This is a genomic window from Nonomuraea sp. NPDC049486 (genome assembly GCF_040676925.1).
In the GTDB taxonomy this organism is placed as follows: Bacteria; Actinomycetota; Actinomycetes; order Streptosporangiales; family Streptosporangiaceae; genus Nonomuraea; species Nonomuraea ferruginea.
The window spans coordinates 1-23,310 of record NZ_JBFAPV010000013.1 but is presented as its reverse complement, the minus strand read 5'-3'; the positions used below and the strand labels follow the sequence as shown (position 1 = coordinate 23,310).

24 protein-coding genes are annotated in these 23,310 nt (G+C 71.7%); 13 read left to right on the top strand and 11 right to left on the bottom strand.

The annotated features are described in order from the left end of the window. Window position 1: 1 nt before the first annotated feature. The 8 genes from AB0K05_RS32250 to AB0K05_RS32215 form a co-directional block, all read right to left on the bottom strand. Window positions 2–1,603: an ABC transporter substrate-binding protein gene (locus AB0K05_RS32250; protein ID WP_271279142.1), complete on the bottom strand. Its 1,602-nt coding sequence runs from the start codon at window positions 1,601–1,603 to the stop codon at window positions 2–4. A 79-nt stretch (window positions 1,604–1,682) separates the two neighbouring features. Next, on the bottom strand, window positions 1,683–3,416 hold the full coding sequence (locus AB0K05_RS32245) for a hydantoinase B/oxoprolinase family protein (RefSeq protein ID WP_219551905.1): 1,734 nt from the start codon (window positions 3,414–3,416) through the stop codon (window positions 1,683–1,685). Then, window positions 3,413–5,464, bottom strand: a complete 2,052-nt coding sequence (locus tag AB0K05_RS32240; RefSeq protein WP_271279143.1) for a hydantoinase/oxoprolinase family protein — start codon at window positions 5,462–5,464, stop codon at window positions 3,413–3,415. The genes AB0K05_RS32245 and AB0K05_RS32240 overlap by 4 nt, the downstream gene beginning before the upstream one ends. After that, window positions 5,461–6,723 carry an amidohydrolase family protein gene (locus tag AB0K05_RS32235; protein WP_271279144.1) on the bottom strand — a complete coding sequence of 421 codons (1,263 nt, stop codon included), beginning with the start codon at window positions 6,721–6,723 and terminating at the stop codon, window positions 5,461–5,463. Before AB0K05_RS32235 ends, AB0K05_RS32240 begins: the two co-directional genes overlap by 4 nt. Before the next feature lie 34 nt (window positions 6,724–6,757). Further along, window positions 6,758–7,915, bottom strand: a complete 1,158-nt coding sequence (locus tag AB0K05_RS32230; protein WP_364234178.1) for an FAD-dependent oxidoreductase — start codon at window positions 7,913–7,915, stop codon at window positions 6,758–6,760. After that, the gene (locus AB0K05_RS32225) at window positions 7,912–9,312 is read right to left on the bottom strand and encodes an NAD(P)/FAD-dependent oxidoreductase (protein WP_271279146.1); all 1,401 of its coding nucleotides are present in this window, start codon (window positions 9,310–9,312) and stop codon (window positions 7,912–7,914) included. The genes AB0K05_RS32230 and AB0K05_RS32225 overlap by 4 nt, the downstream gene beginning before the upstream one ends. Continuing rightward, window positions 9,309–9,596, bottom strand: a complete 288-nt coding sequence (locus AB0K05_RS32220; protein WP_364234174.1) for a (2Fe-2S)-binding protein — start codon at window positions 9,594–9,596, stop codon at window positions 9,309–9,311. Before AB0K05_RS32220 ends, AB0K05_RS32225 begins: the two co-directional genes overlap by 4 nt. After that, complete coding sequence (locus AB0K05_RS32215) at window positions 9,593–10,540, bottom strand: dihydrodipicolinate synthase family protein (RefSeq protein WP_271279147.1); 948 nt, start codon at window positions 10,538–10,540, stop codon at window positions 9,593–9,595. Before AB0K05_RS32215 ends, AB0K05_RS32220 begins: the two co-directional genes overlap by 4 nt. Window positions 10,541–10,736: 196 nt before the next feature. On the opposite strand from AB0K05_RS32215, the gene AB0K05_RS32210 reads away from it, so the two are divergent. The 9 genes from AB0K05_RS32210 to AB0K05_RS32170 all read left to right on the top strand — a co-directional run bounded on the left by AB0K05_RS32210 (window position 10,737) and on the right by AB0K05_RS32170 (window position 16,762). Continuing rightward, window positions 10,737–11,810, top strand: a complete 1,074-nt coding sequence (locus AB0K05_RS32210) for a LacI family DNA-binding transcriptional regulator (RefSeq protein WP_364234171.1) — start codon at window positions 10,737–10,739, stop codon at window positions 11,808–11,810. Window positions 11,811–12,381: 571 nt separating this feature from the next. Next, the gene (locus AB0K05_RS32205; protein ID WP_148031054.1) at window positions 12,382–12,729 is read left to right on the top strand and encodes an Lsr2 family protein; all 348 of its coding nucleotides are present in this window, start codon (window positions 12,382–12,384) and stop codon (window positions 12,727–12,729) included. 208 nt (window positions 12,730–12,937) lie between these two features. After that, window positions 12,938–13,105 (top strand): hypothetical protein, encoded by a 168-nt coding sequence (locus AB0K05_RS32200; RefSeq protein WP_364234166.1) that lies wholly within the window; start codon window positions 12,938–12,940, stop codon window positions 13,103–13,105. Window positions 13,106–13,207: 102 nt separating this feature from the next. After that, on the top strand, window positions 13,208–13,888 hold the full coding sequence (locus AB0K05_RS32195) for a CBS domain-containing protein (RefSeq protein WP_364234164.1): 681 nt from the start codon (window positions 13,208–13,210) through the stop codon (window positions 13,886–13,888). Continuing rightward, window positions 13,873–14,496 carry a CBS domain-containing protein gene (locus AB0K05_RS32190; RefSeq protein ID WP_271279150.1) on the top strand — a complete coding sequence of 208 codons (624 nt, stop codon included), beginning with the start codon at window positions 13,873–13,875 and terminating at the stop codon, window positions 14,494–14,496. The genes AB0K05_RS32195 and AB0K05_RS32190 overlap by 16 nt, the downstream gene beginning before the upstream one ends. After that, window positions 14,493–15,185, top strand: coding sequence for a CBS domain-containing protein (locus AB0K05_RS32185; protein ID WP_364234161.1), 693 nt, complete (start codon window positions 14,493–14,495; stop codon window positions 15,183–15,185). Before AB0K05_RS32190 ends, AB0K05_RS32185 begins: the two co-directional genes overlap by 4 nt. Window positions 15,186–15,361: 176 nt before the next feature. Continuing rightward, window positions 15,362–15,697, top strand: coding sequence for a metalloregulator ArsR/SmtB family transcription factor (locus tag AB0K05_RS32180; protein ID WP_148031051.1), 336 nt, complete (start codon window positions 15,362–15,364; stop codon window positions 15,695–15,697). Continuing rightward, a complete protein-coding gene (locus tag AB0K05_RS32175; RefSeq protein WP_271279152.1) occupies window positions 15,690–16,283 on the top strand; it encodes a TIGR03086 family metal-binding protein in 594 nt (197 codons plus the stop codon). Before AB0K05_RS32180 ends, AB0K05_RS32175 begins: the two co-directional genes overlap by 8 nt. Beyond that, window positions 16,280–16,762 (top strand): SRPBCC family protein, encoded by a 483-nt coding sequence (locus tag AB0K05_RS32170; RefSeq protein WP_271279153.1) that lies wholly within the window; start codon window positions 16,280–16,282, stop codon window positions 16,760–16,762. Before AB0K05_RS32175 ends, AB0K05_RS32170 begins: the two co-directional genes overlap by 4 nt. A 72-nt stretch (window positions 16,763–16,834) precedes the next feature. Here the strand turns inward: AB0K05_RS32170 and AB0K05_RS32165 are convergent, their stop codons facing one another. The 3 genes from AB0K05_RS32165 to AB0K05_RS32155 all read right to left on the bottom strand — a co-directional run bounded on the left by AB0K05_RS32165 (window position 16,835) and on the right by AB0K05_RS32155 (window position 18,434). Beyond that, complete coding sequence (locus AB0K05_RS32165) at window positions 16,835–17,266, bottom strand: rhodanese-like domain-containing protein (RefSeq protein ID WP_187281112.1); 432 nt, start codon at window positions 17,264–17,266, stop codon at window positions 16,835–16,837. Then, on the bottom strand, window positions 17,263–17,775 hold the full coding sequence (locus AB0K05_RS32160; RefSeq protein ID WP_271279154.1) for a cysteine dioxygenase family protein: 513 nt from the start codon (window positions 17,773–17,775) through the stop codon (window positions 17,263–17,265). The genes AB0K05_RS32165 and AB0K05_RS32160 overlap by 4 nt, the downstream gene beginning before the upstream one ends. Window positions 17,776–17,912: 137 nt before the next feature. Next, a complete protein-coding gene (locus AB0K05_RS32155; RefSeq protein WP_148031047.1) occupies window positions 17,913–18,434 on the bottom strand; it encodes a MarR family transcriptional regulator in 522 nt (173 codons plus the stop codon). 38 nt (window positions 18,435–18,472) lie between these two features. Between AB0K05_RS32155 and AB0K05_RS32150 the strand changes: the two genes are divergently transcribed. The 4 genes from AB0K05_RS32150 to AB0K05_RS32135 all read left to right on the top strand — a co-directional run. Continuing rightward, window positions 18,473–19,444 (top strand): DMT family transporter, encoded by a 972-nt coding sequence (locus tag AB0K05_RS32150; protein WP_364234154.1) that lies wholly within the window; start codon window positions 18,473–18,475, stop codon window positions 19,442–19,444. A 391-nt stretch (window positions 19,445–19,835) separates the two neighbouring features. Then, complete coding sequence (locus AB0K05_RS32145) at window positions 19,836–20,561, top strand: class I SAM-dependent methyltransferase (protein ID WP_271279156.1); 726 nt, start codon at window positions 19,836–19,838, stop codon at window positions 20,559–20,561. A gap of 585 nt (window positions 20,562–21,146) precedes the next feature. Next, window positions 21,147–22,700 carry an IS21 family transposase gene (gene istA / locus AB0K05_RS32140; RefSeq protein ID WP_271280534.1) on the top strand — a complete coding sequence of 518 codons (1,554 nt, stop codon included), beginning with the start codon at window positions 21,147–21,149 and terminating at the stop codon, window positions 22,698–22,700. A gap of 82 nt (window positions 22,701–22,782) precedes the next feature. Further along, window positions 22,783–23,310, top strand: a 528-nt coding sequence (locus AB0K05_RS32135) for an ATP-binding protein (protein ID WP_364234150.1), incomplete at its 3' end; no start/stop codon positions are given.

Below are 23,310 nucleotides of genomic sequence, written 5' to 3'. Positions count from 1 at the left end.
CTCAGCCGACCTGGATCTTGTAGACGTCCACGGTCTGGTGGTGGGCCGGCTGGTAGGTGTAGCCGGTCAGGCCCTGGCGCAGGACCGTCACGTACTGCGAGTTCGCCAGGTTGACGGCGTAGTGGTCGGCGGCGATGAGCTTCTGGGCCTCGCTGTACGCGGCGCACCGCTCGGCCTCGTCGGTCGCCTGCTGGCCCTGCTCGGTGAGCTTGTCGACCTCGGCGTTGTCGTAGCCGCCGCTGTTCAGCCCGCCGTTGGCGAAGCTGGAGTGGAACTGCAGGTACAGCACCGCGTCCGGGTCCGGGTACGGCGGGAAGCCGTAGATCATGCCGAGGTCCGGCGTGGTCTCGTTGGTCTTCAGCCGCTCGACGTACTGCGGGTAGGTGATGGCCTCCAGGTTCAGCTTGACGCCGATCTCGGACAGGTTGGACTGCAGCAGCGTGGCGGCCTGCTCCATCTCCGCCGTGGCCTTCAGGTACGTCATGGTGAGCGTGACGCCGCTCAGCCCGGCGTCGGCCAGGATCTGCTTGGCCTTGGCCACGTCCCTGACCGGCTGCGGCGTGGTCTCGTCGAAGCAGGTCATGCCGCTGGGCAGGACGCCGACGGCCTTCTTGCCGGCTCCCTTGAGGATGGCGCTGACGTGCTGGTCGTAGTCGTAGGCGTGCGCGATCGCCTCACGCAGCTTCGGGTTCGACACCGCCGAGTCCTTCATCTTGAAGAACACGTACAGCTGGACGTTGGTGTCGGCCTTGTCGACCGTGAACCCGGAGCCCTCCATCCCGGCCCAGTCGGTGGGCGCGATGTCCATCGCGATGTCGACATCGCCCGAGGCCAGCGCCGTCTTCTGGGTCGCGGCCTGCGGGAGGTAGCGGAACACCACGTCCTTGGCCTGGTTGGTGAAACCGCCCCAGTAGCCGTCGTAGCGGGTGAAGCGCGCCTCCTGGTTGGCGGTGTAGCCGGCCAGCTTGTACGGGCCGGACCCGGCGTCGTTGGTGGCCAGCCACTTCTGGCCGTCGTCGTCGCCGGCGTTGGCCGTCACGAGCTTGGAGTTGAGCAGGTAGACGCGGGTGAGCGCGGAGGCGAACGGCGCGTTCGGCTGCTTGAGGTTGATCCGCACGTGGGTGTCGTCCACGACCTCGGTGGAGTCGTAGGCGCTCACCAGGGACGCGACGCCGATGCCGAGCCGGGCGACGCGGTCGAGCGTGTACTTCACGTCGGCGGCCGTCAGCTTGGCGCCGTCGTGGAAGGTCACGTCGTCGCGCAGCGTCAGGTCGAGCGCGGTGCCCTTCTCGTCGAACTTCCACTCCGTGGCGACCGACGGCGACAGCTCGTTGCCCTCGTACCGCAGCAGCGTGTCGTAGGCCGGGATGGACACCTCGTCCACGGTGGAGTTGTCCGCCTGGACGGGGTCGAAGGTCGCCGGGGGCTCGTTCTCGGCGATGATCAGCGTCTGCTTGCGCGCGTCCGCGCCTGCCCCGGTGGAGCCGGCGCCGCCGCCGCCGCACGCCGCGAGGGCGAGGGAGGCGGCCAGGGCGGCCGCGACCAGACGCAGGGGACGGACCCGGCGGGACGGTCCCGCTGATGGGGGGATGCGGTGGTGCATGGATCTTCTACCCTTCATGAGTACGCCGTTGAGGCGAACACCTGCTTCCGGCCACGGCTCCTTGCCGTGTCCCACGTGGTCAGGACTCCGGGGCGGCCGTTCGCGCCGCTCTGGCCGGCGTGGGCCGCCAGGCTCCGGAGTCGTCCACGACGACGCCGTAGACCCGCTCCGCCGCCTCCGCGCTGACGTAGCCGTCGAGCACGTCGGCGACCACGGCGGCCGGGTCGCGGTCGAGCGGGTCGCCGTATCCGCCGCCGCCCGCGGTGCGGTTGACGAAGCGGTCCCCCGCCCGCATCGCCGCCCGGTACATGCCGACCCGCTTGGCCCGGTCGGTGCCCGGCCACAGCACCATCTCGCTGGGCTCGGGCTCGTGGCCGCCGTCCAGCGCCCAGGGGCGGGTCTTGCTCTTCTTCTTCATCGACAGCACCTCGCCGTCGGCGAGGTAGCGGACCTGCCGCAGCACGCCCACGCCGCCACGGAAGCGGCCCGCCCCGCAGGAGTCGGGGATCAGCTCCAGCCGCTCGTGGAACACGGTCGACTTGTGCTCCAGCACCTCGATCGGGGTGTTGCGGACCACGCTCTGCGAGGGGTGCTGCTGGGCGTTGGCGCCGTCGCGGTCCTTGCGCGCGCCCCAGCCGATGCCCTCGTTGTTGCTGATGACGAAGTCGGCGCCGGTGCGCGGGTCGTTGCCGAGCGCCATGAAGCCCGGCTCGTCGCCGCCGGAGGAGGCCGGGATGGTGTCGAGCACCTGGGCCAGGGCCTTGTGCAGCAGTTCGAAGGCGACGATGGCGCTCCACTGGGTGAACGTCGCCACCGGATACTGCGCGTTGAAGAAGTTGCCGGGGTCGGCCACGACGGACAGCGCCCGGTAGTGCCCGGCGTTGGACGGCTCGTCCGCGCTGGTCAGCTCCTTGAACGTGGCCTTGGCCAGGCTCTCGGTGGCGCCGATGGGCAGGTTGACCGGGCCCAGCACGGCGCCGTCGGAGCCGTTGAAGTCGACCTCCATGTGGTCGCCGTCGATGGTGACCTTGACTTCCATCCGGATCAGGTCGTCGGTGATGCCGTCGTCGTCGCAGTAGTCCACGGCGGTCCAGGACCCGTCGGGCAGCGCGGCCACGGCCTTGCGGGCGACCCGCTCGCCGTGCTCGATGAGCTGACGGATGGCCTGGTCCACGGTCTCGCCGCCGAACTTCTCCCACACCTGGGCCAGCCGGTTCTCGCCGGTGCGCAGCGCCGCGAGCTGGGCGTGGAAGTCGCCGATGGTCAGGTCGGGCAGCCGGGAGTTGAACCGGATCAGCTCGATGATGTCCCGCACCGGCTCGCCACCGCTGACGATCTTCGTGCCGGGGAAGATCAGGCCTTCCTGGTGCATGTCGGTCGAGTCCAGGACGTAGCCGGGGGCCTTGGCGCCCAGATCCATCCAGTGGGCGCGGACCGCCAGGTAGGCCGCGGGGCCGTCGTGCCCGTCCCGGAACACCGGGGCGAAGAGCATCGCGTCGTAGGAGTGCGCGCCGCTCCAGTACGGATAGTTCAGCAGGTAGACGTCGCCGGGCGCGAGGTTCTCGCGGCCGACGTACTCCACGCCCTTGACGATGGCGTAGTCGTTGGCGCCCAGGAACGAGGTGATGCCGGCCGCCTCGGCGGTCAGGTCCAGGTCGGCGTTGTAGATCGAGATGCCGAAGTCCAGCACCTCGTAGATGACCGGGTTGAACGCCGCCCTGACCAGGGTGCGGCGCATCTGCTCGCCCACCGAGACCAGGTAGTTCCTGATCACCTCGACGGTCGCGCCGTCCAGCCGCTCGCCCGTGCTCATGCCTGGCCTCCCGTGATCACCAGTTGCCCGTATCGGTCGACGGTGAGCCGCTGGTCTCCGAAGATGACCGTGGTGGAGGTGCCTTCCTCCACGATGGCCGGCCCGCTCACCTCGTGGCCGGCGCCCAGGGTGGCCCGCGCGTACACCGGGAACGGGACCGTCTCGCCCGTCGCGACGTCGAACGCCGGGCGCTCGGCGATCGGCTCAGGGGTGGCGGTCCCGGCCGGCGGCAGCTCGCGCAGGCCCGGCTTGGCCAGCCGGCCCACCGCGCGCACCCGCAGCGTCAGGATCTGGCCCGGCTCCGGCATCGCGTGGCCGTAGCGGGCCTCGTGCTGCTCGCTGAAGCGGGCGAGCACGGACGCCGCGGTGTCGCCCGGCACCAGGTCGATGCCGAGGCTGTGCTCCTGGCCGTGGTAGCGCACGTCCAGGCGGCGGATCAGGGTGCGGTCCTCGGGCTTAACGCCCTGGGCGGACAGCACCTCCTCGCCCTGCCCTTCCAGTTCGGCGAACGTGTCCTCCACCGCGGCCAGCGTCTCGTCGGTCAGCGGGCGCAGGACCGTGGTGGCGAACTCGTACTCCAGGTCCGACATCAGCATGCCGAAGGCGGAGAACGCGGCCGGGACCTGCGGCACGATCGTGGTGGCGATGCCCATCTCGCGGGCCAGCATGGGCGCCAGGAGCGGCCCCGCCCCGCCGAACGCGAGCAGCGCGAACTCCCTCGGGTCCAGCGCCCGCTCCACGGTGATCTCGCGCAGCGCGCCGACCGTGCGGGCCAGCAGAACCTGGAAGACGCTCGCCGCCGCCTTGGTGACGTCGACGCCGAGAGGCTCGGCCAGCTCGGTCCGCACGGCGGCGCGGGCGGCGTCGGCGTCGATGGTCATGTCGCCGTCCAGGAACCCGGAGGGGTCCAGGTAGCCGAGGACCAGCGCCACGTCGGTGACGGTCGGCTCGGTGCCGCCGGCGCGGTACGCCACCGGGCCGGGCACCGCGCCCGCGCTGTGCGGGCCGACCTTGAGCAGGCCCTCGTCGATCCAGGCGATCGAGCCGCCGCCGGCGCCCACGGTGCGGATGTCGAAGATCGGGATGAGCAGCGGGAAGCCGTCGATGGCGGCCTCGTGCACCTCGCCGGGCTCGCCGTCCTCGATCACGCAGCAGTCCAGGCTGGTGCCGCCCACGTCGAAGGTGATCACCTTCGGCAGGTTCTGCTCGCGGGCCAGGAAGGAGGCGCCGACCACGCCGCCCGCGGGCCCGGACAGCACGGTCATCAGCGGCGCCTGCCTGGCCAGCTCGGAGGTCATCGCGCCGCCGCCCGAGCGCATGATGTGCAGCGGGTGGGTCAGCCCGGAGTCGTTCAGCCGCGACTCCAGGGTGGCGATGTAGTCGTTCAGCACCGGCCGGATGTAGGCGTCGAGGGTGACCGTGCTGGTCCGCTCGTACTCGCGGTACTCGCGGGTGATGTCGGTGGAGGTCGAGACCGACACCTCGGGGTACGCCTCGCGCAGGATGCGCGCCGCCAGCCGCTCGTGCTCGGGGTTGGCGTACGAGTGCAGGAAGCAGATGGCCAGCGAGCGCAGGCCGTGCTCCTCCACCAGCACCCGGCCCGCCTCGCGCACCGCGTCCTCGTCCAGCGGCTCGATCACCGTGCCCTGGGCGTCCACGCGGCCGGGCACGCCGACGCGGTGCCGGCGCGGGACGAGGGGCGGCGGCGGGGCGTAGGAGAAGTCGTACATGTACTGGGAGGGCACGTTCGCGCGGGCGATCTCCAGCAGGTCGCGGAAGCCCTCGTTGGTGATGATCCCGACGTCGGCGCCGCGCCGCTGGAGGATCGCGTTCAGGCCCAGCGTGGTGCCGTGGACGAACGCCTCCACGTCGTCCAGCCGGTCGGCGAGCCCGCCGACCGCGTCGAGGACGCCGCGTGCCGGGGCGTCGGGGGTGGTGGAGGCCTTGTGCAGCCGCAGTTCGCCGGTGGCGTCGTCGTAGGAGATGGCGTCGACGAAGGTGCCGCCGATGTCGACGGCGAAGCGGGTGCGGCCGGAGTCCTGGCTCACTGTGCGCCCTCCGTGGCGTGGTGGTCGGGTACGGCGGGCAGGTCGTCGCGGACGACCCGCCCGGCCTGCATGACGAAGGTGATCCGGCGCAGCGCCGACAGGTCGCTCAGCGGGTCGCGCTCGGTGACGATCAGGTCGGCGAGGTGACCCTCCTCCACCACACCCGCCTGCCCTTCGAGGCCGGTCAGGCGGGCCGCGTCGAGGGTGCCCGAGCGCAGCGCCTGGTGGGTGTCGAGCCCGGCCTCGGCCAGGAACTCCATCTCGCGGACCGCGACCACGGTGTCCTCGATCGGCGCGCCGGGCGGGTAGTCGGTGCCGGCCAGGAAGGTGATCCCGGGCTTCTCCGGGTCGGACGGGTCGGCGACGCCGGCCGCGATGGCGGTGCGGATGCTGGCGAGATGCCCGGGGCCGACCTCCAGGGCCCGCTCGATCTGCCACGGGGTGAAGGCGTGCTCGGCCATCCAGTCGGGGCAGCGGGTCACGCACAGCGTCGGGGTCAGGTAGACCCGCTGCGCCGCCATCTGCCTGGCGGTGGCCTCGTCGAGGTCGTAGGCGTGCTCGTAGCCGCGCACCCCGGCGGTGAGCGCCTCGCGGATGGCCGAGCCCGCGCCGGCGTGCGCGGTCACGTACGTGCCGTGCTCGTCGGCGGCGCGGACCACGGCGCGCATCTCGTCGACGGTCATCTGCGCGCCGTTGAACGACTCGCCCTGGTGGGCGATGCCGCCGGTGATGAAGATCTTGATGAGGTCGGCCCCGGCGGCCAGTTCCGTGCGGGCGGCGCGCAGGAAGGCGTCGTAGCCGTCGGCGTAGGCGCAGCCGCTGCCCTGCCCGTGGCCGCCGGTCGTGGAGATCGCCCGGCCGGCGCCCACGATCCGCGGCGCCTCCACCCAGCCCTGGCCGGCGGCGGTGCGGACGAGGAGGTCGGCACGGTTCTGCTCGTGCACGGTCCGGATCGTGGTGACTCCCGCGTACAGCGCCTCGCGAGCTCTGGACAGCGCGCGCAGAGCCGTGATGCCGGGGTTCTCCGACTCGTCGTTGTCCGAGAACGGGTAGACCACCGACAGGTGGGTGTGCACCGAGATCAGCCCGGGCAGCAGGTAGCGTCCGCCCAGGGGCACGGTGCGCGCTCCGGGGGGCGGGGCGTCGCTGGTGATCCGTTCGATCCGGCCGTCGCGTACGACGACGTTGGTGTCCCGCCGGATCGATCCGGATCGCACGTCCACGACGTGACCGCCGGACAGCCACACGGGCTCGGTCACGGGCGCTCGCCCGTCTATCGCTGTCACCGTTTCCTCATCTCTTCTTCTCGGGGAGGTTGTGCATGAGCCGATCCGGCCCCAGGTCGGAGACGTCCACGGGCGGCTCCGCACCGGCCACGAGGCAGCGCAGGGTCTCGGCCCACAAGGGGGCGAAGGTGAAGGCGTACGTGCCGCCCGCGACGAGGAACCCCGGCCTGCCCGGCACCTCGCCGATCACCGGCATCTCGTCGGGCGTGGCCGCGAGCGGCCCGGCCCATGCCCGCAGCAGCCGCAGCCGGCGGACGAACGGCAGGATCCGCACGGCCAGGGCCAGGTTGCCCACCATGCTGTCCACGCCCGCGTCGCTGCGGCCGTCGAGGTTCAGCCGCCGGGCCGGCCAGCCGCCGCCGACCAGCAGGTTGCCCGCGTTGACCTGTTTGACCGACAGTCCTTCGCCGATGTGCTGGACCAGGTGCGGCAGGCCCGACGAGCAGCGCACGGTGGCGTGCATCTGGATCGCCACCGGGGCCATGTCGAGCGCGACCCCGGTCAGGGCGGCGATCTTGTGCAGCCACGGCCCGGCCACGTCGATCACCACAGGGGTCTCGATCTCCCGCGCACCGGCGCGCACCCGCCACGAGCCGCCCTCGCGGGCGATCGCGGTGACCGGCGCGAACGGCACCACCTCGGCGCCGTGCCGCACCGCGTCGTCCAGGTAGGCCGGGGTGACCTTCAGCGGGTTGGCGTAGCCGTCCTGCGGGCACCAGGTGGCGGCGGCGACGGTCGGCCCGAGCTGCGGCAGGGCGTCGCGGGCCGCGTCGCCGCCGAGGATCTCCGTCTTGATCCCGGCCGCGTTCTCCCAGGCCTGCTTGTCGTACAGCTCCTGGACCTGCTCGGGGGTCTCGGCGACGGTGAACCCGCCGCTGCGGCGCAGCTCGACCGAGGCGCCCAGGTCGTCCTCGACGGTCTCCCACAGGTCGCTCGCGGCGCGCTGCAGCGGCGCGAACCGCGCGCTGTCCAGGGGGACGGCCTGGCCGGGACGCCGGGTGTGCACCGCCTGCACGTGCAGGTTCCCGGCGGTGGTGCCGGAACCCTCACGTCCGGGGGCGCCGCGTTCCAGCACCACGACCCGGTGGCCGTCGCGGGCCAGCCTGCTCGCCGCCGACGCGCCCAGCACGCCGGCGCCGACGATCACCACGTCCGCCGTCCTCATGCCGGCTCCCCTTCGCCGGCCATCTCCAGCAGCGTGGCCACCGGCACGGGGCGGACCGGGAGCCGGGACGGGAAGACCCCTGCGGGCAGCCCGTCCGCCGGGGACGCCCGGGTCACGGCGGTGACGGCGAAGCCGCACTCCCGGCCCTGGCACGGTCCCATGCCGGCGCGGGTCCACGCCTTGGCGGCGTTCACGTCGCGGCCGGCGGTCCTGGCGATCCCGCGGACCTCTCCCGCGGAGACGGCCTCGCAGCGGCAGAGCGTGGCGGCGTCCGGCAGCGCGGACGGCAGCAGCCGCGCCAGCTCGGCCGGAGCCGGGTAGAGCGCGTCGGTCAGCCGCTTGAAGTGCGCGAGGCGGCGACCGGCCGCGGCCAGCCCGCGCGCCTCGCCGGCACGGGGTTCGTGCCCCTCGCGGCCCAGGATGTCGAGCGCGGCGGCGAGGCCGCGGACCTCCGCGACGGGCGCGCCGCCGATCCCCGCCGCCTCGCCGATGACGTACACGTCGTCGCGCGAGGAGCGCCCCGAGTCGTCGAGCTCCGGTGTCGCGTCCCCCGTCGCCGGGTCGGTGCGCACCGCGCAGCCGAGCATCCTGGCCAGGTCGGTCTGCGGGCGGAAGCCGTACCCGACGCAGAGCGCGTCCACCTGGACCGTGCGCACCGGCCGGGTGGGCGCGGTGGCGGCGGCCAGCGTCACGGAGGTGATCCGGTCGCCTCCGTCGGCGCGCACCACCACGGTGTTCTGCCAGAGCGGCACGCGTGCCCGGGCCAGGCGCGCGGCGTATCCGGCCAGCTCACGCAACCGCGCGGGATGCCGTACGGTTCCGAGCGCGCGGGTGCTGGGCCGGTAGGGACGGCCCGCTTCGGCGATCCCGGCGACCGTCACGCCGAGGTCCAGCAGCGAGCAGGCCACCGGCAGCAGGAACGGTCCAGAGCCGGCCAGCACGACCCGCTCGCCGATCGGCGTGTGGTCGGCGGCGGCCAGATGCTGGGCGAAGCCGGGCGTGGTCACGCCGGGCAGTTGCCAGCCGGGGAAGGGAAAGGGGCGCTCGTGGGCGCCGGTGGCGATGATCAGGTAGCGGCCGCGCAGCCGCACGGGGCGCTCCGCGGGGTCGCAGACCAGCAGTGTGCGCCCGTCGTCGCCGACGCCCCAGACCAGGTGGCCGGTGCGGCACTCGACGCCGGCCGCGCGCACGGCGCCGACCAGGCGCCCGCCCTCGGGGCGGTGGTCGCCCCAGACGCGGGCGACCTCGGGGGCGGGCCGCCTGAAGTACTGGCCGCCCAGCTCCGCCTGCTCGTCGACGACGGTGACACTCAGCCCGGCGGCGGCCAGCCGGTGCGCGGCGGCGAGCCCGGCGGGGCCGCCTCCGACGATCAGCACGTCGCGCTCGTGGACGGTCACGCCCGCTCCTCCTCGGTCTCGACGCGCATGCCGGGGCGTACCGGGGTCAGGCAGGCCCGCACGCCGGGCCGGCCGTCCACCGTCACCTCGCATTCGAGGCAGACGCCCATGCCGCAGAACGGGCCGCGCGGCTCCTCGCTGACCGGGTTGTAGCGGAAGGTCCAGGTGCGGTCGCCGACGAGCGCCGCCGCGAGGCTGACGCCCTCGATGACGCTGACCGGCCGGCCGTCCACGTGGATCGTGACCGTGCGCGGCGGCGTCCCGATGACGGCCTTCGCTCTCATGCCCGGGCTCCCGCCGCGGCCTTCAGGCCGGATTCGGTCAGGACGGCGTCGATCGCCCGCAGCGTCGCCTCGTCCTCGATCGGCAGGAGCGGCGGGCGGACGTGCCCGCCGGGCTGGCCGAGCAGGTTCATCGCGGCCTTGAGCTGGGCGATGGGCGTGCCGTAGACGCCGCTGTAGTCCGGGTTGATGAGCCGGGACGACAGCGCGCCGTAGCGGCCGGCCCACTCGCGGGCGGCCTGACGGTCGCCCGCGGCGACCGCCTCGTAGTAGGGGACGGCGAACGGGGCTCCCATGCCGCCGCCGTCGATGTTGCCGTCGCCGCCGATCTCCATGAGCACGGCCAGGCCGCGCCGGTGCAGGAAGCTGCCGAAGACCCGCACCCGGTCGCAGACCGCCTCGACAGTGCCGAGCATCCGCAGCCAGTCGCCGGTGCTGTCCTTGATGGCGACCACGTTGTCGAGCGCCGCCAGCCGCTCGGCCAGCCCGGGATGGGCGGAGATGTCCACGGCGACCCCGCGCGGCCAGTTGTAGACCATGAACGGCAGCGCGGTGGCGGAGCTGATGCGGTCGTAGTAGTCCACGATCTCGTCGGGGCCCGGGTGCACGTACGGCGGCGGCGTGGCGAGCACGCCGTCGGCGCCGGCGGTGGCGGCGTGGCGGGCCAGGCCGATCGCCTCGTCCGGCGTGTAGGCGGTGATGCCGGCGACCACGGGGAAGCGCCCGGCGACCTCCTCCGCCGCGATCTCGACGACCCGCCGGCGCTCGTCCGGGCTCTGGCTGAACCACTCGCCGGTGCTCCCGTTGACCAGGACCCCGTGCACGCGCTGCTCGGCGTAGAGGCGCAGCAGCGCGCGCCACGCGTCCTCGTCGAGGCGCCCGTCGGCGGTGAAGGGAGTGGGAGCGGCAGGCCAGTAGCCGTGCCAGGTGACGTCGTCGCGGTCCATGCGGTTCTTCGACCTCTAAAAAGTTGGAATGGGATCGATTGCATAAGGTTGTAGCATCCGCCGGTTTCCGGTCAAGGGCGAAACCAGGTTTTTACCGGCGAAATCTCGGCGTTACGTCGACGTACGAGTGATCTTCTGGAAGGATCACCGTGCACGATGGGATCGATCCCAAAGATCCACGCCAGGCAGGAGGACGATGCGGATCGGACTGAAGGAGGTCGCCGCGGAGGCGGGGGTGTCGCGCAGCACCGCCTCTCGCGCCCTCAGCGGCTCCCCGCTGATCTCCGCCGAGACACGAGCGGCCGTCGAGGAGGCGGCCGCCCGGCTCAACTACCGCCCCAACCGGCTGGCCGGCGCCCTGCGCACGCGGCAGTCCCACCTGGTGGGCCTGGTGCTCAACAACCTCATCAACGCGTCGTTCCACACGATCGCCGAGGTCGTCCAGCGCCGCGCCGCGGCCGAGGGATACCAGGTCATGCTGGGCATCACCGACGCCGACCCGGCGCGGGAGAAGGCGTTCCTGCTCACCCTCGCCGCCCACGGTGTGGACGGGATCGTCATGATCGGCACGGGCAAGAACGGCGCGACCACCAACGCGCTGCGCGCCGAGGGCGTGGCGGTGGTCAACGTCATCCGCCGTCCGATCGACAGCGCCGCCCCAGCCGTGCTGGCCGCCGACCGGGAGGGCGCCCACGCGGCGACCGCCCACCTGCTCGACCTCGGTCACGAGCGCATCGGGTTCATCGGAGGCGAGCCGACGGCCAACTCCGGGCGGGAGCGGTTCGCCGGATACGAGCAGGCGCTGCGGGAACGCGGCCTCGACCCGGACGCGTCACTGATCGAGCGCGGCCCCTTCACCCCCGCCTTCGGCACCGAGGCCATCGCCCGGCTGCTGGGGCGCACGCCGCGGATGACCGCGCTGTTCGCCGCCAACCACGAGGCCGTGTTCGGGATCCTGCCCACGCTGGCGAGCACCGGCGTCGCCATCCCCGGCGACCTGTCGCTGGTGTGCTACGAGGACATCCCGTGGCTGCGCTACTGGTCCCCCGCCATCACGGTGGTCGACAACGGCGCCAGCGAGCTGGGCGAGCTGGCGATGAACCTCCTGCTGCACCAGCTGAAGCAGGCCCGGGGCGCGGAGAACGGCGAGACCCCCAACGGCCGCGCCTACCGGGTGGGCGCGCAGCTCATCCTCCGCGACTCCACCGCTCCCCGCGCGCGGAACGGCGACCGCCCGTCGGGTCCCACCGCGGCGGCCGTCGAGGCGTAGAGATCGGGACTGAGCCGCGGGCGAGTTTTCGTCCGCGGCTCTGCTGTTCCATGCGCGCCGGCGCCGGTCTGGAACGTACCGAACGGCTTGGGCTACTGAATTCGATTTCGACAGCACGCGCTCATCGCCCCGATGCATGGGCCCGCATCCGGCGGCGAAACCGCCGCGGAGAAGCCTTTGCCGGGCCCCGCTCCGGGGGATCGGGGAAACCGCCGGACGGGCTTTTCTCAATACGGCCGGGAATCAGGCTGGCGGAAGAGATGCCGAGCTGATATGGACGCTGCACCGGGCCTCCGCCGTTATCGGCTACGCACTGGTCACGCCGGGTGGGACGGACGGATCGGGCGCGCGGGACCGCCCGGCTCCCAAGCGCTCAGGACAACCTTCTCCCGCCATGAATCGGCCCGTTCTCCCGTCGACATGCCCGCCCGCTCCGGATGGTTCAATGCGCGCCCCGGATGACTTCACGCTCCGGTCTCCGCGTTTCGCACGCACCATAGTCACGGGAGGACAACCCGTCTACTGAAGACCGCTACAGTAGACCGCAAGCCTATGACTATGGAGCTGCAGCATGGCTAAGCAGATTCGCGAGATTTACATTGACGACCTCGACGGAAGCCGGATGTCGTCCGAGAACGTCGTCAAGTTCGGCCTCGACGGCGTCGCCTATGAGATCGATCTGGGAGAGAAGAACGAAGAAGCGTTGCGCAAGGCGCTGTCGCCCTTCATCACCAAGGCTCGCCCGGTCAAGAGCGAGCGGGCCGGGCGCGGCCGTCGCGGGTCCGGCGGCGCCGCCCGCGCGCTGAGCCGGGAGAAGTCCGCCGAGATCCGGCAGTGGGCCAGGGCCCAGGGCCTGCCGGTGAGCGAGCGCGGCCGGATCGCCTCCTCGGTGGTGGAGAAGTACGAAGCCGCCCACTAGGGCGCTCCTGGCATCGCCCGAGAGGTGGCCGGCCGGCCACGGGCTCGGGCGAGCTTCAGGCCCCGGCGGGGCCGGAGCGGCGGCGGCCCACGGCGCGAGGGCGCCGGCCACAGCCATAGGTCCCGGAAACCAGGGGCGTTCGCCGCTTCCCCCGGCCCGCCCGGGAAACCATCCTGACGGTGTCACGGCATGTGGAGGTGAACCGATCATGATCGGTGGACGCGTGATCATGGAAGCCCCGGCGATCGACGCCGAACTGCTGACCCTGAAGAAGCGGGTCGACGACCTCGACGAACAGGTGCGCACGCTGACGGCCGCCTGCCTCGCCCTCGCGCGCGCCGTCGAGAACGCGCCGCGCCGGACCCCGTCCGGCTGAGCGCGTGGCGCGCTGACCAACGACCGTCCGGCAGAGGACTTCCGGCCCTTCGATCCGCCTCCTCCATGAGGTGCGATGGAGGGGACGACAAAGGAGACCCCGATGCGGATGACCGTCGCGGACGTGATGACGACCGAGGTCGTCTCCGTCACCGCCACCACCCCGTTCAAGGACATCGCGGAAGCGCTCATCACCGGCGGCATCAGCGCCGTCCCCGTCGTGGACGACGACCGCCACGTGATCGGCATGGTGTCCGAGGCCGACCTCCTGCGCAAGGAGGAGTTCAGGGAGCAGTTCTACCGTGAGGGCTACCGGCCGCCGCTCCGCGCCCGGCTGCGCAACCCCAAGGGACGGCAGAAGGCCGAGGGCGACACCGCCGCCGACCTGATGACCGCTCCCGCGGTGGCCGTCTCCCCCCAGGCGTCGGCGGTCGAGGCCGCTCGCCTGATGGACGCGCACGACGTCAAGCGGCTGGCCGTCGTCGACCCCGACGGCCGGCTGGCGGGCGTCGTCAGCCGTCGTGACCTGGTCAAGCTGTTCCTGCGCGGCGACGAGGAGATCGCCGCCGAGGTCCGCGAGGACATCCTCGACCGCGCGCTGTGGGTGGAGACCTCCGGCGTGCGGGTGGAGGTGCACCAGGGCGTCGTGACGCTGTCCGGCTGGATGGAGCGCCGCACCGAGGCCGCCATCGCCGTCCGGATGACCCGTCGCGTCAACGGCGTCGTCGATGTCATCGACAAGCTCACCTGGAAGCAGGACGACTCCGCGTGGGAGGGCAGGTAGCCATGCTGGTGCGCGAGGTCATGAGCAGCCCGGTGGTCACCGTCCGCGGCGCCGACCCGGTGCGGCGGGCCGTCCGGATCCTGCACGGCCACGACATCACCGCCGCTCCGGTCGTCGACGACGCGGGCCGCCTGGTCGGCGTGGTCAGCGAGCTGGATCTGCTGCGCGGGGAGTTCGAGCCCGACCCCCGCGCCACCGTGACGCCCGTCCCCCGGACGGACGGGCCGCCGCCGCACCAGGTGAACGAGGTGATGACCGGCGACGTCGTCACCGTCACCGAGACGACCGACGTCACCACCGCCGTCGACCTGATGGTGGGCAAGCGGATCAAGAGCCTGCCCGTGCTCCGCGGCAAGGAGATCGTCGGCATGGTCAGCCGCCGGGACCTGATGGCCATGCTCGCCCGTACCGACGACGAACTACGCGCGGCGGTCGAGGCGGCGCTGCGCGAGCAGTATCCCTCCGGCCCGAGCTGGGACGTCACCGTGCGCGACGGCGTGGCCGAGCTCAGCGGGCCGCCCTCCGAGCACACCGGTCAGATCGCCGGGCTGCTCGCCCGCACCGTGCCCGGCGTCGTCCGGGTCAAGCTCCTGAGGAGATCGCCATGACCGCCATCGTCGAGAACGTGATGACCACCGACGTCGCCGCCGTCAACAGGAACGCGTCCTTCCACACCGTGGCCGAGCTGCTCATCAGCCGGGGCGTCAGCGGGGTCCCGGTCCTGGACGACGAGAACCGCGTGCTGGGCGTCGTCTCGGAGGACGACCTCCTGGCCAAGCACGAGTTCAAGCAGCTCTACTACGGCGACGACTACCGGCCGCCGCTGCGGGCGCGCATCCGCCACGGCGCGGGGGCCGGGGGCAGCGGCTACCGCAAGTCGCTCGGCGAGACCGCCGGAGCGCTGATGACCAGCCCCGCCCGCGTCACCACCCCCGACACGCCGGTCGTGTCCGCGGCGCGCGTGATGGACCGCTACGGCGTCAAGCGGCTGCCCGTGGTCGACGCCGGCGGACGCCTGGTCGGCATCGTCAGCCGGCGCGACCTGATCAAGATCTTCCTCCGCCCTGACGGGGACATCGAGCGGCACGTACGGGAGATCGTCCGCGCCGGCGACCACGACCTGGACGTCGCCGTCGCCGAGGGCGTGGTCACCCTGACCGGCACCCTGCCCGAGCACAGCCAGGCCGTCACCGCCGTCCGCCTGGCCGAGAACGTCGACGGCGTCGTCTCCGTCCGCGACGAGCTCAGCTGGAAGCACGACGACATCGCCGACGTGCCCATGTGGGGCGGCGCATGACACACGCGCCGGAGCGGACCACACCAGCACCGCGCCCGAACCTGTCACCACCGGCGACGCACGCCGACGGCGGAACCACCAAGGTCACAACCTTCGGCCGCCGCACGAGTCCTCGTTGACACCCGATCCGCCGATGCTGTATGAAACCAGGTGGTTATTGAACTTCTAGGTTATGGATGAGTGTGCTCGACGACACCTTCGCCGCCCTCGCAGATCCGACGCGCCGGGCGATCCTCGCCCGGCTCAGGTCTGGCGAGGCCACCGTGACAGAGCTCGCCCGCCCGTTCAACATGAGCCAGCCGGCGATCTCCAAGCACCTCAGAGTGCTCGAACGCGCCGGGCTCGTCTCCCGGAGCCGGGATGCGCAACGACGGCCCTGCCGGCTCCAGGCGGGTCCGCTCAAGGCCGCCACCGACTGGCTGGAGGGCTATAGCCGGTTCTGGGAGGACCGCTACCAGAACCTCGACGAACTGCTGGACGAACTCAAAGGTGAAGAGGCCAACGATGGGTGAGATCGCCGACCGCTACCGGCGGCGCGCGGACGCCTTCGACCGCAAGGTCGCGACCGTACGCCCTGATCAATGGAACAACCCATCCCCGTGCGAGAAGTGGACCGCCCGGGATGTGGTGCGGCACATCATCGACATGCACGGCGTGATACTGCGCCAGCTTGACCGCACCCCCAGCGCCGCGCCGTCCGTGGACGAGGATCCGGTCGCCGCGTTCCGTTCCGCGCGGGCCGACGTCGAGGCGATCCTGGACGACCCTTCGCTGGCGAGCCTCGAGTGTGAAACGCCCACCGGCAGGATGACGGCCGAGGAGCACATCGACAAGGTCCCGAGCGCCGATCTTCCGTTGCACGGATGGGACCTCGCCCGAGCCACCGGCCAGGACGACACGATGGACCCCGCCGATGTGGAATACCACTGGTCGGCCATCACCGCGCTGCCGGCGGACCTGCTGGAGAAGTACCGCACGCCCGGCGCGTTCGGTCCGGGCGTGGAGGTGTTCGGCCCGGAGGTGCGGATCGAGGAGGACGCCCCGCCGCAGGACCGGCTGCTCGCCCTCATCGGCCGCGATCCGCGGTGGTCCGCATGACGGCTGGGGTCACCGTTCTGACGCCTTCCGACCGGACTGTGGTGATGCTGCGGGTCTTCAGCGCCCCACGCCATCTGGTCTTCGACGCCTGGACCCGACCTTCGCTGCTGGTCAAGTGGTACGGCGCGCACGGCTGGAACCTGGTCGTGGCCGAGGTCGATCTCCGTCTCGGCGGCGAGTGGCGCTTCGTCTGGGATGGGCCGGACGGCGCCTCGATGTCCTCCGGCGGGGTCTACCGGGAGATCGATCCGCCCGCCCGCCTCGCTTACACGGAGTCCTTCGACGACCACTGGTACCCGGGCGAGTCGCTGGTCAGCCACGACTTCACCGAACAGGACGACAGGACGACGCTGACCACCACCATGCTGTTCGATTCGCAGCACACCCGCGATCTCGTCGTCTCCTCCCCCATGGCCCGCGGTGTGGCCGAGGGCTTCGACCGACTTGATGCAGTGCTGTCCCCAAGACGTGCATCCTGATGCATTCGTACTCGGCACAAGCCCGGCATGATCATGTGGTGGCTGTCCTATGTCACGCCGCCACACCCAAGATCACGACCTCCGGCTGCCGTACCAGGCCGCGGTGCCGCCGGTCGTGGGCAGGCCGGCCGCGCGCCAGGCGTGGAAGCCGCCGACGACGTCGGTGGCCTTGGTCAGGCCGAGCTCGTGCAGCGAGGCGGCGGCCAGGCTGGAGGTGTAGCCCTCCGAACACAGGACGATGATCTCGACGTCGTAGCCGGTCGCCACCGGCAGCCTGGCCTCTCCCGCGGGGTCGAAGCGCCATTCGAGCACGTTGCGTTCGACGACGAGCGCGCCCGGCACCTCGCCCTCGTCCGCCCGCTGGGCCGCCGGGCGGATGTCGACGATGAGCGCCCCGGCGAGGGACCGGGTGTGCGCCTCGGCGGGCGGCAGCCGGCGCAGCAGCCTCCGCCTGTCGTCGAGGATCTGGTCGATCGTGCGCGCGCCGGGCGGCGGTCCCGTCACCACTGCTCCGCCGTCTCCTCCACCAGCTTGACCAGGCCGTGGTCCGTGAGCTCGTAGCGGTTCATCGTGGACAGCGGAGGCGAGTAGACGTGCACGCTGACCGCTGGCGCGGCGGAGCCGTTGTGGACCTCGTGCACGTAGCCGGGGCCGAACGCGCGGGCCTCACCGGGGGCGAGGTCGCGTTCGGCGGTCAGGTCGTGCTCCCGGAGGGTGCCGAGGGCGACGGCGAAGGCGCCCCGCGAGCCGCCGTGGTCGTGGAAGCCGGTCGTCTGCCCGGGGAGCCAGCTGATCAGCCAGACCTCGTGGTCGTCGTCCTGGTGGAGTCGCTCGTACCAGCGCTCCCCGGTGTTCAGCCGCACGCGCCCCACCCACGCGTCGAGGTCGGCGGCGATGGCGCGGGCCCTGCTCTCCAGGCTGGGACGGGCGGGCGCGGATGTCGTCACGGTCATGTCGGTGTTCCTGATCTGGTCGATGCCGGTCGTCGTCACGCGGATGCGGGCGCCGTACACAGCGCGCTCGCCTGCCGTCCGAGATCGACGGGCAGGTCTGACCAGAGAAGGGACCCGGAGTGCATGCGTCACAGGTTGGCCGAAATTCCCCACTAAGTCAACCTGGAATTAAGGGTTTTGCCGCGAAGGCCCCCACGTCAACGGCCGGCGTCGTCCCGGCGTGGCGTCTCGAAGCAGGCGAGCCAGGTGGCCAGCAGCGACTCCAGCTGGGCGGCCTCCTCGGGCGGCAGGCAGTCGAGCAGCCGGCGCTCGTTGCGCATGTGCTCGGTGAACGCCTCGTCGATCAGCTCCCGGCCGGCGGCGGTCAGGGCGACGACCCGGCCGCGGCCGTCGCTCGCGCTGCGGCGGCGGGTGACCAGCCCCGCGCGTTCGAGCCGGTCGATGCGCTTGCTCATCGCCCCCGTGGTGACCATGGTGTGCGCGGCCAGCTCGCCGGGCGCGCGCTCGAAGGGCTCGCCGGCGCGCCGCAGCGTGGCGAGCACGTCGAACTCCCCCTCCGCCAGCCCGTAACGGCGGTAGACCGCGCAGAGCTGCTCGGTCAGATGTCCGGCGAGGCGGTGGAGGCGCCCGATCACGCCCTGCGGCCGCACGTCCAGGTCGGGCCGTTCGCGTTCCCACGCTCGCTGGATCCTGGCCACGTGGTCCGAGTACTCGCTCATGGTTCCAATATATCTTCCCGGGAAGTTATATTGCTTCCATGGAAGCTACCTTCCGCTGGCTGCCCGTCACCGCGATCGCGCCCGTGGCGTGGGGCGCGACCTACTACGTCACCCAGCAGTTCCTGCCGGCCGACCACCCCATGTACGGCGCCGCGATCCGGGCGCTGCCCGCGGGCCTGCTGCTCCTCCTCGTCCGCAGGAGACTCCCCCGGGGATCATGGTGGTGGAAGTCGGCGGTGCTCGGCACGCTCAACATGGGCGCCTTCTTCGCCCTGGTCTACCTGGCGGCGCAGACGCTCCCGACCAGCGTCGCCTCCACCATCATGGCGACCTCCCCGATGGTGATGATGCTGTTCGCCTGGGCCGCCCTGTCCGAACGGCCCCGGGTGGCCCATCTCGCCGGGGCGTGCGTCGGGATCGCGGGCGTCGGCCTGATGCTGCTGGAGGACATGGGAGCGGCCGGTCTCACCGGCATCCTCGCCTCCGTCTCCGCCATGACGATGTCGTCCCTGGGATACGTGCTGGCCAAGCGGTGGAGCGGCGACGTCGACGTCTTCTCTCTCACGTCCTGGCAGCTCATCGCGGGTGGCGCCGCGCTGGTGCCCGTCGCGGTCGCGGTCGAGGGCGCGCCGCCTTCGCTGGACGGGCCCGCGCTGCTCGGCTTCGGTTACGTCACGGTCATCGCGACCGCGCTCGCCTTCGCGGCCTGGTTCGCGGGGCTGCGCCACCTGAGCGCCGGCACGGTCGGGCTCATCGGGCTGCTCAACCCGGTGACGGGAGTCCTCCTCGGTACGGTGCTCGCCGGCGAGACGCTGACCGGCCGGCAGATCTTCGGACTCGTCCTGGTCTTCCTCGGCATCCTCCTGGGACAACCCATCGCGGCCCGCCTCACCAGACGCCCCCCGGACCGGAAACCGGCGGATCATGCCCCGTGGCGGGTCGCGGAGAAGGAGCCGCCGGGCGGTGAGGCCCCGCGGCAGGTCGCGGAGAAGGGCGCCGCCGGGCGATAACGCCCCGCTGCAGGTCCCGGAGGGACGCCGCCAGGCGATAACGCCCCGCTGCAGGTCGCAGAGAGGGGCACCGCCGGGCGATAACGCACCGCGACAGGTCGCAGAGAAGGGCGCTGCCAGGCGATGACACATCGCGGCAGGTCGCGGTGAAGAGGGCCACCGGGCGATGACGCACTCCGGGAGGTCGCGGAGAAGAGGGCTGCCGGGTGATGACGCATCGCGGCAGGTTGCGGAGAAGGGGGTCACCGGGCGGTGACGTCACGGAGAAGCGTGCCATGCGCTGCCGGTCCGCACGTAACGGCGGCGGAAGCGGAAGGCGCTTTCGGCGGTTGCCCGCCGTTTCGGGGCGGGTGTTCGAACGCGACGTCGGCGGGCGAAGTACCCTGGGCCGATGTTCTCGCCTCAGGGTCCGTCGCTGCGTGAACTGGTGGTCCAGGCGCTGTCCTCGGTGGAGCGGGGTTACGACCTGCTGGCCCCGAAGTTCGACCACACGCCTTTCCGCACCCCCGACAGCGTCCTCGACGCCACGGCCGACGTGCTGCGCCCGCTCGGGCCGTTCGGTCAGGCGCTGGACGTGTGCTGTGGCACCGGCGCGGGCATGCGGGTCCTCGCGCCCCTGTGCCGGGGACCGATCACGGGCGTCGACTTCAGCGCCGGCATGCTCGCGCGGGCGCGCCGGACGCACCCGGACGCCGCGTGGGTCCAGGCCGACGCCCGGGCCCTGCCCTTCGCCGGGTCCTTCGACCTCGCGGTCAGCTTCGGGGCGCTCGGGCACTTCCTGCCCGCCGAACGGCCGGCGCTCTTCGCCGGGGTGCGTCGCGCGCTGCGGCCCGGCGGGCTCTTCGCCTTCCCCATCGGCGCGCCGCCACCCGTCACGTCGGGCATGTACTGGGCGATGCTCGGGTTCGACCTCGCCATGCGGGCCCGGAACGCGCTGTGGCGCCCGCCGTTCGTCATGTACTACAACACCTGCCCGCTGAGCGCGGTCCGCGCCGAGCTGGCGGCGGCCGGGTTCACCGTGACGACGGCCCCCTTGACGGCTCTGGGCCGACGCGACGACGGCAGCCCACGGTGCCTCCTCGTCCTCGCCCGCACGATCAACCACCCGGCACCGTAAGCATCCGGCACCGTACGCGAACCCCCACCCTGGGTGGACGCCACCCGGCACCGTGAAGGTTCGGTACCGTACGCGAACTCCCCCCGGGTTCGTGGAGGAGCCGCCCAGCACCGTGAGAGTCCGGTCCGTACGCGAACCCCCGCCCTGGGGTGGTGGAGGCTGCCCGGCGCTGTGAGTATTCGGTACCGTACGCGGGCTTCCATGTGGGTTCGTGGGGAGGCTGCCCCGCGCCGTGGGGGTCCGGTCCGTACGCGGACCCCCACTGGAGGCCGCCCGCCACCGTGAAGGTCCGGTACCGTACGCGAACCCCCGCCCTGGGTGGAGGCCGCCCGGCACCGTGAAGGTCCGGTACCGTACGCGAACCCCCGCCCTGGAGGCCTGTATGCGGCCATCTAAAACTCCAGGTCGGCGGACAGGTGACTCCAGGTAGATGGCCAGAAGGGTCCCGGTAGACGGACATCGGAAATCCTGGTCGATGGCCACGTAATCTCTTGATCTTGCTCGTGTGTCCCGGGCGCACAGCGACGCCTCACCCGGTTGGAGTGGCAGACGAGGTAACCAGCCGTTTCGACCGGGAGGAACCTTGTGACCAAGTCCGACGCGGAGTTGATGGAGATCTTCAGCGCCTACGATCTGACCGGATGTGCCTGGTCAGCGGCGCAACTGGCCGGGTGTGACCCCAAGACGGTGCAGCGCTACGTCACGATGCGCGATACGGGCGGCGTCCCACCGGAGCGAACCTCGCGGGCCCGGTCGATCGACGCGTTCCTGGCCAAGATCGAGGAAAAGATAGAGCGCTCGGGCGGCAAGGTCCGCGCCGACGTGGTGCACAAAGACCTGGTGGCGATGGGCTTTCGCGGCTCGGAGCGGACCACCCGGCGAGCCGTGGCGGCGATCAAGGAATCGTGGCGGACCGGCCGGCGGCGCGTCTACCGGCCATGGGTTCCCGAGCCGGGCATGTGGCTGCAGTGGGACTGGGGCGAAGGGCCACGCATCGCCGGACGCCGTACCCAGCTGTTCTGCGCCTGGCTGGCCTGGTCGAAGTACCGGGTGGTGCTGCCGGCCTGGGACCAGACGCTCGGTTCGCTGACCGCCTGCCTGGACGCGGCGCTGCGGACCATCGGCGGAGCGCCCACCTATCTGCTGACCGACAACCCCCGCACGGTCACCGTCGAGCACATCGCCAAGATCCCGGTCCGGCACCCGCAGATGGTCGAGCTCGGCCGCCACTACGGATGCGTAGTGCACACCTGCGAGCCGTTCGACCCCGAATCCAAGGGCGGCGTGGAGAACACCGTGAAGATCGCCAAAGCCGACCTGGTGCCCACCACCACGAACCTGCGCTCCAGCTACGGCAGCTTCGCCGAGTTGGAGGACGCCTGCGCCGGCTGGACCGAGCAGATCAACCACCGCTCGCACCGGGCCACCCACCGCCCGCCCATCCACATGCTCGAAGAAGAACGCGCTCACCTGCACCCGCTGCCCGCCGAACCCTACGCGCTCGCGCTCGGCGAGGAACGCCTGGTCGGCGAGGACCGCACCATCCGCTGGGGCGATGTCCGCTACTCGGTGCCGCCCGGCCACGAGGGCCGCAAGGTCTGGTGCCGAGTCCACGGCGACGAACTGGTCATCGTCGGCCGGCGAGCACACGACGGGCCGGGCCAGCAGATCGGCGGCGCAGGCCTGGCCGAACTCTGGCGGCACCAGCTGTCGACCCCGGGCCGGCCCCGCATCGTCGAGGCGCACTATCCCGACCATCCCGGCGGCAACGGGCCGCGTCAGCCCAGACCGCGCCCGCAGACCAAGGCCGAAGAGCGCTTCCTGGCCATCGGCCCGGGCGCCGAGGCCTGGCTGATCGAAGCCGCGGCCACCGGCGTGGCCCGCATCCGCGCCAAGATGGCCCGCGCGATCGAACTCGCCTCGCTGGTCGGCGTCGAACGTGTCGACGCCGCGCTCGGCCTGGCCGCCATCCACGGCCGCTTCGGCGACGGCGATCTGGCGTCCATCTGCGACCACCTGGCCCGCAGCTCGACCATCGGCCCCACATCCAGGGCCGATGAAAACCACTCCGCCCAGCCCGGCACCGCCTCCTGGGCCGCCATCCGAGCAACACCTCAAAACCGCGACAACAGGGACTGACCAGGAACCGATCAGGCCGCCGACATCAACCACCATGCCGATTCGGCGGCCCGACCATCACACCAACACTCGGAGACTACACATGAGCGTTTCGCTGCCCAAGGCGCCACCCATCCCGGCCGAACTGGAAGTCCTGTTCACCCGGATGCGCTTCCCCTACGCCCGCAAAGCCGCACCCGACGTGCTGGCCACCGCCCGCGCTCAACGCTGGGATCCCGCCGAAGTGGTGCGGGTGCTGCTCGCCGAAGAGGTCGTCGGCCGGGACAACGCCACCCGGCGCAGCCGCCGTAAGAGCGCCGGCATGCCCAACGGCAAGACCTTCGGCTCCTGGAAGAGCGAACTGTCGTCCATCCCGCAGGCCACCCAGAACGCCCTGCGCACCCTGGAATGGGTCAGCCGCCGCGAGAACTGTGTGATCTCCGGCCCGTCCGGCACCGGCAAGAGCCACTTCATGGAAGCGCTCTGTCACCAGGCCATCGACGCCGACCTGCGCGTGTCCTGGTTCACCCTGGAAACCCTGGCCGTCACCATCGGCCGGGCCCACGTCGACGGCAGCATCGCCCGGACCATCGCCAAGATCTGCCGCTCCGACATCATCGTGATCGACGAC

Coding starts and splice junctions, on each gene's coding strand:
- AB0K05_RS32210 (WP_364234171.1), top strand. CDS start 10,737: ATGCGGATCGGACTGAAGGAGGTCGCCGCGGAGGCGGGGGTGTCGCGC.
- AB0K05_RS32145 (WP_271279156.1), top strand. CDS start 19,836: ATGTTCTCGCCTCAGGGTCCGTCGCTGCGTGAACTGGTGGTCCAGGCG.
- AB0K05_RS32205 (WP_148031054.1), top strand. CDS start 12,382: ATGGCTAAGCAGATTCGCGAGATTTACATTGACGACCTCGACGGAAGC.
- AB0K05_RS32245 (WP_219551905.1), bottom strand. CDS start 3,416: ATGAGCACGGGCGAGCGGCTGGACGGCGCGACCGTCGAGGTGATCAGG.
- AB0K05_RS32150 (WP_364234154.1), top strand. CDS start 18,473: ATGGAAGCTACCTTCCGCTGGCTGCCCGTCACCGCGATCGCGCCCGTG.
- AB0K05_RS32250 (WP_271279142.1), bottom strand. CDS start 1,603: ATGCACCACCGCATCCCCCCATCAGCGGGACCGTCCCGCCGGGTCCGT.
- AB0K05_RS32185 (WP_364234161.1), top strand. CDS start 14,493: ATGACCGCCATCGTCGAGAACGTGATGACCACCGACGTCGCCGCCGTC.
- AB0K05_RS32230 (WP_364234178.1), bottom strand. CDS start 7,915: ATGAGGACGGCGGACGTGGTGATCGTCGGCGCCGGCGTGCTGGGCGCG.
- AB0K05_RS32220 (WP_364234174.1), bottom strand. CDS start 9,596: ATGAGAGCGAAGGCCGTCATCGGGACGCCGCCGCGCACGGTCACGATC.
- AB0K05_RS32155 (WP_148031047.1), bottom strand. CDS start 18,434: ATGAGCGAGTACTCGGACCACGTGGCCAGGATCCAGCGAGCGTGGGAA.
- AB0K05_RS32200 (WP_364234166.1), top strand. CDS start 12,938: ATGATCGGTGGACGCGTGATCATGGAAGCCCCGGCGATCGACGCCGAA.
- AB0K05_RS32215 (WP_271279147.1), bottom strand. CDS start 10,540: ATGGACCGCGACGACGTCACCTGGCACGGCTACTGGCCTGCCGCTCCC.
- AB0K05_RS32175 (WP_271279152.1), top strand. CDS start 15,690: ATGGGTGAGATCGCCGACCGCTACCGGCGGCGCGCGGACGCCTTCGAC.
- AB0K05_RS32180 (WP_148031051.1), top strand. CDS start 15,362: ATGAGTGTGCTCGACGACACCTTCGCCGCCCTCGCAGATCCGACGCGC.
- AB0K05_RS32195 (WP_364234164.1), top strand. CDS start 13,208: ATGCGGATGACCGTCGCGGACGTGATGACGACCGAGGTCGTCTCCGTC.
- AB0K05_RS32170 (WP_271279153.1), top strand. CDS start 16,280: ATGACGGCTGGGGTCACCGTTCTGACGCCTTCCGACCGGACTGTGGTG.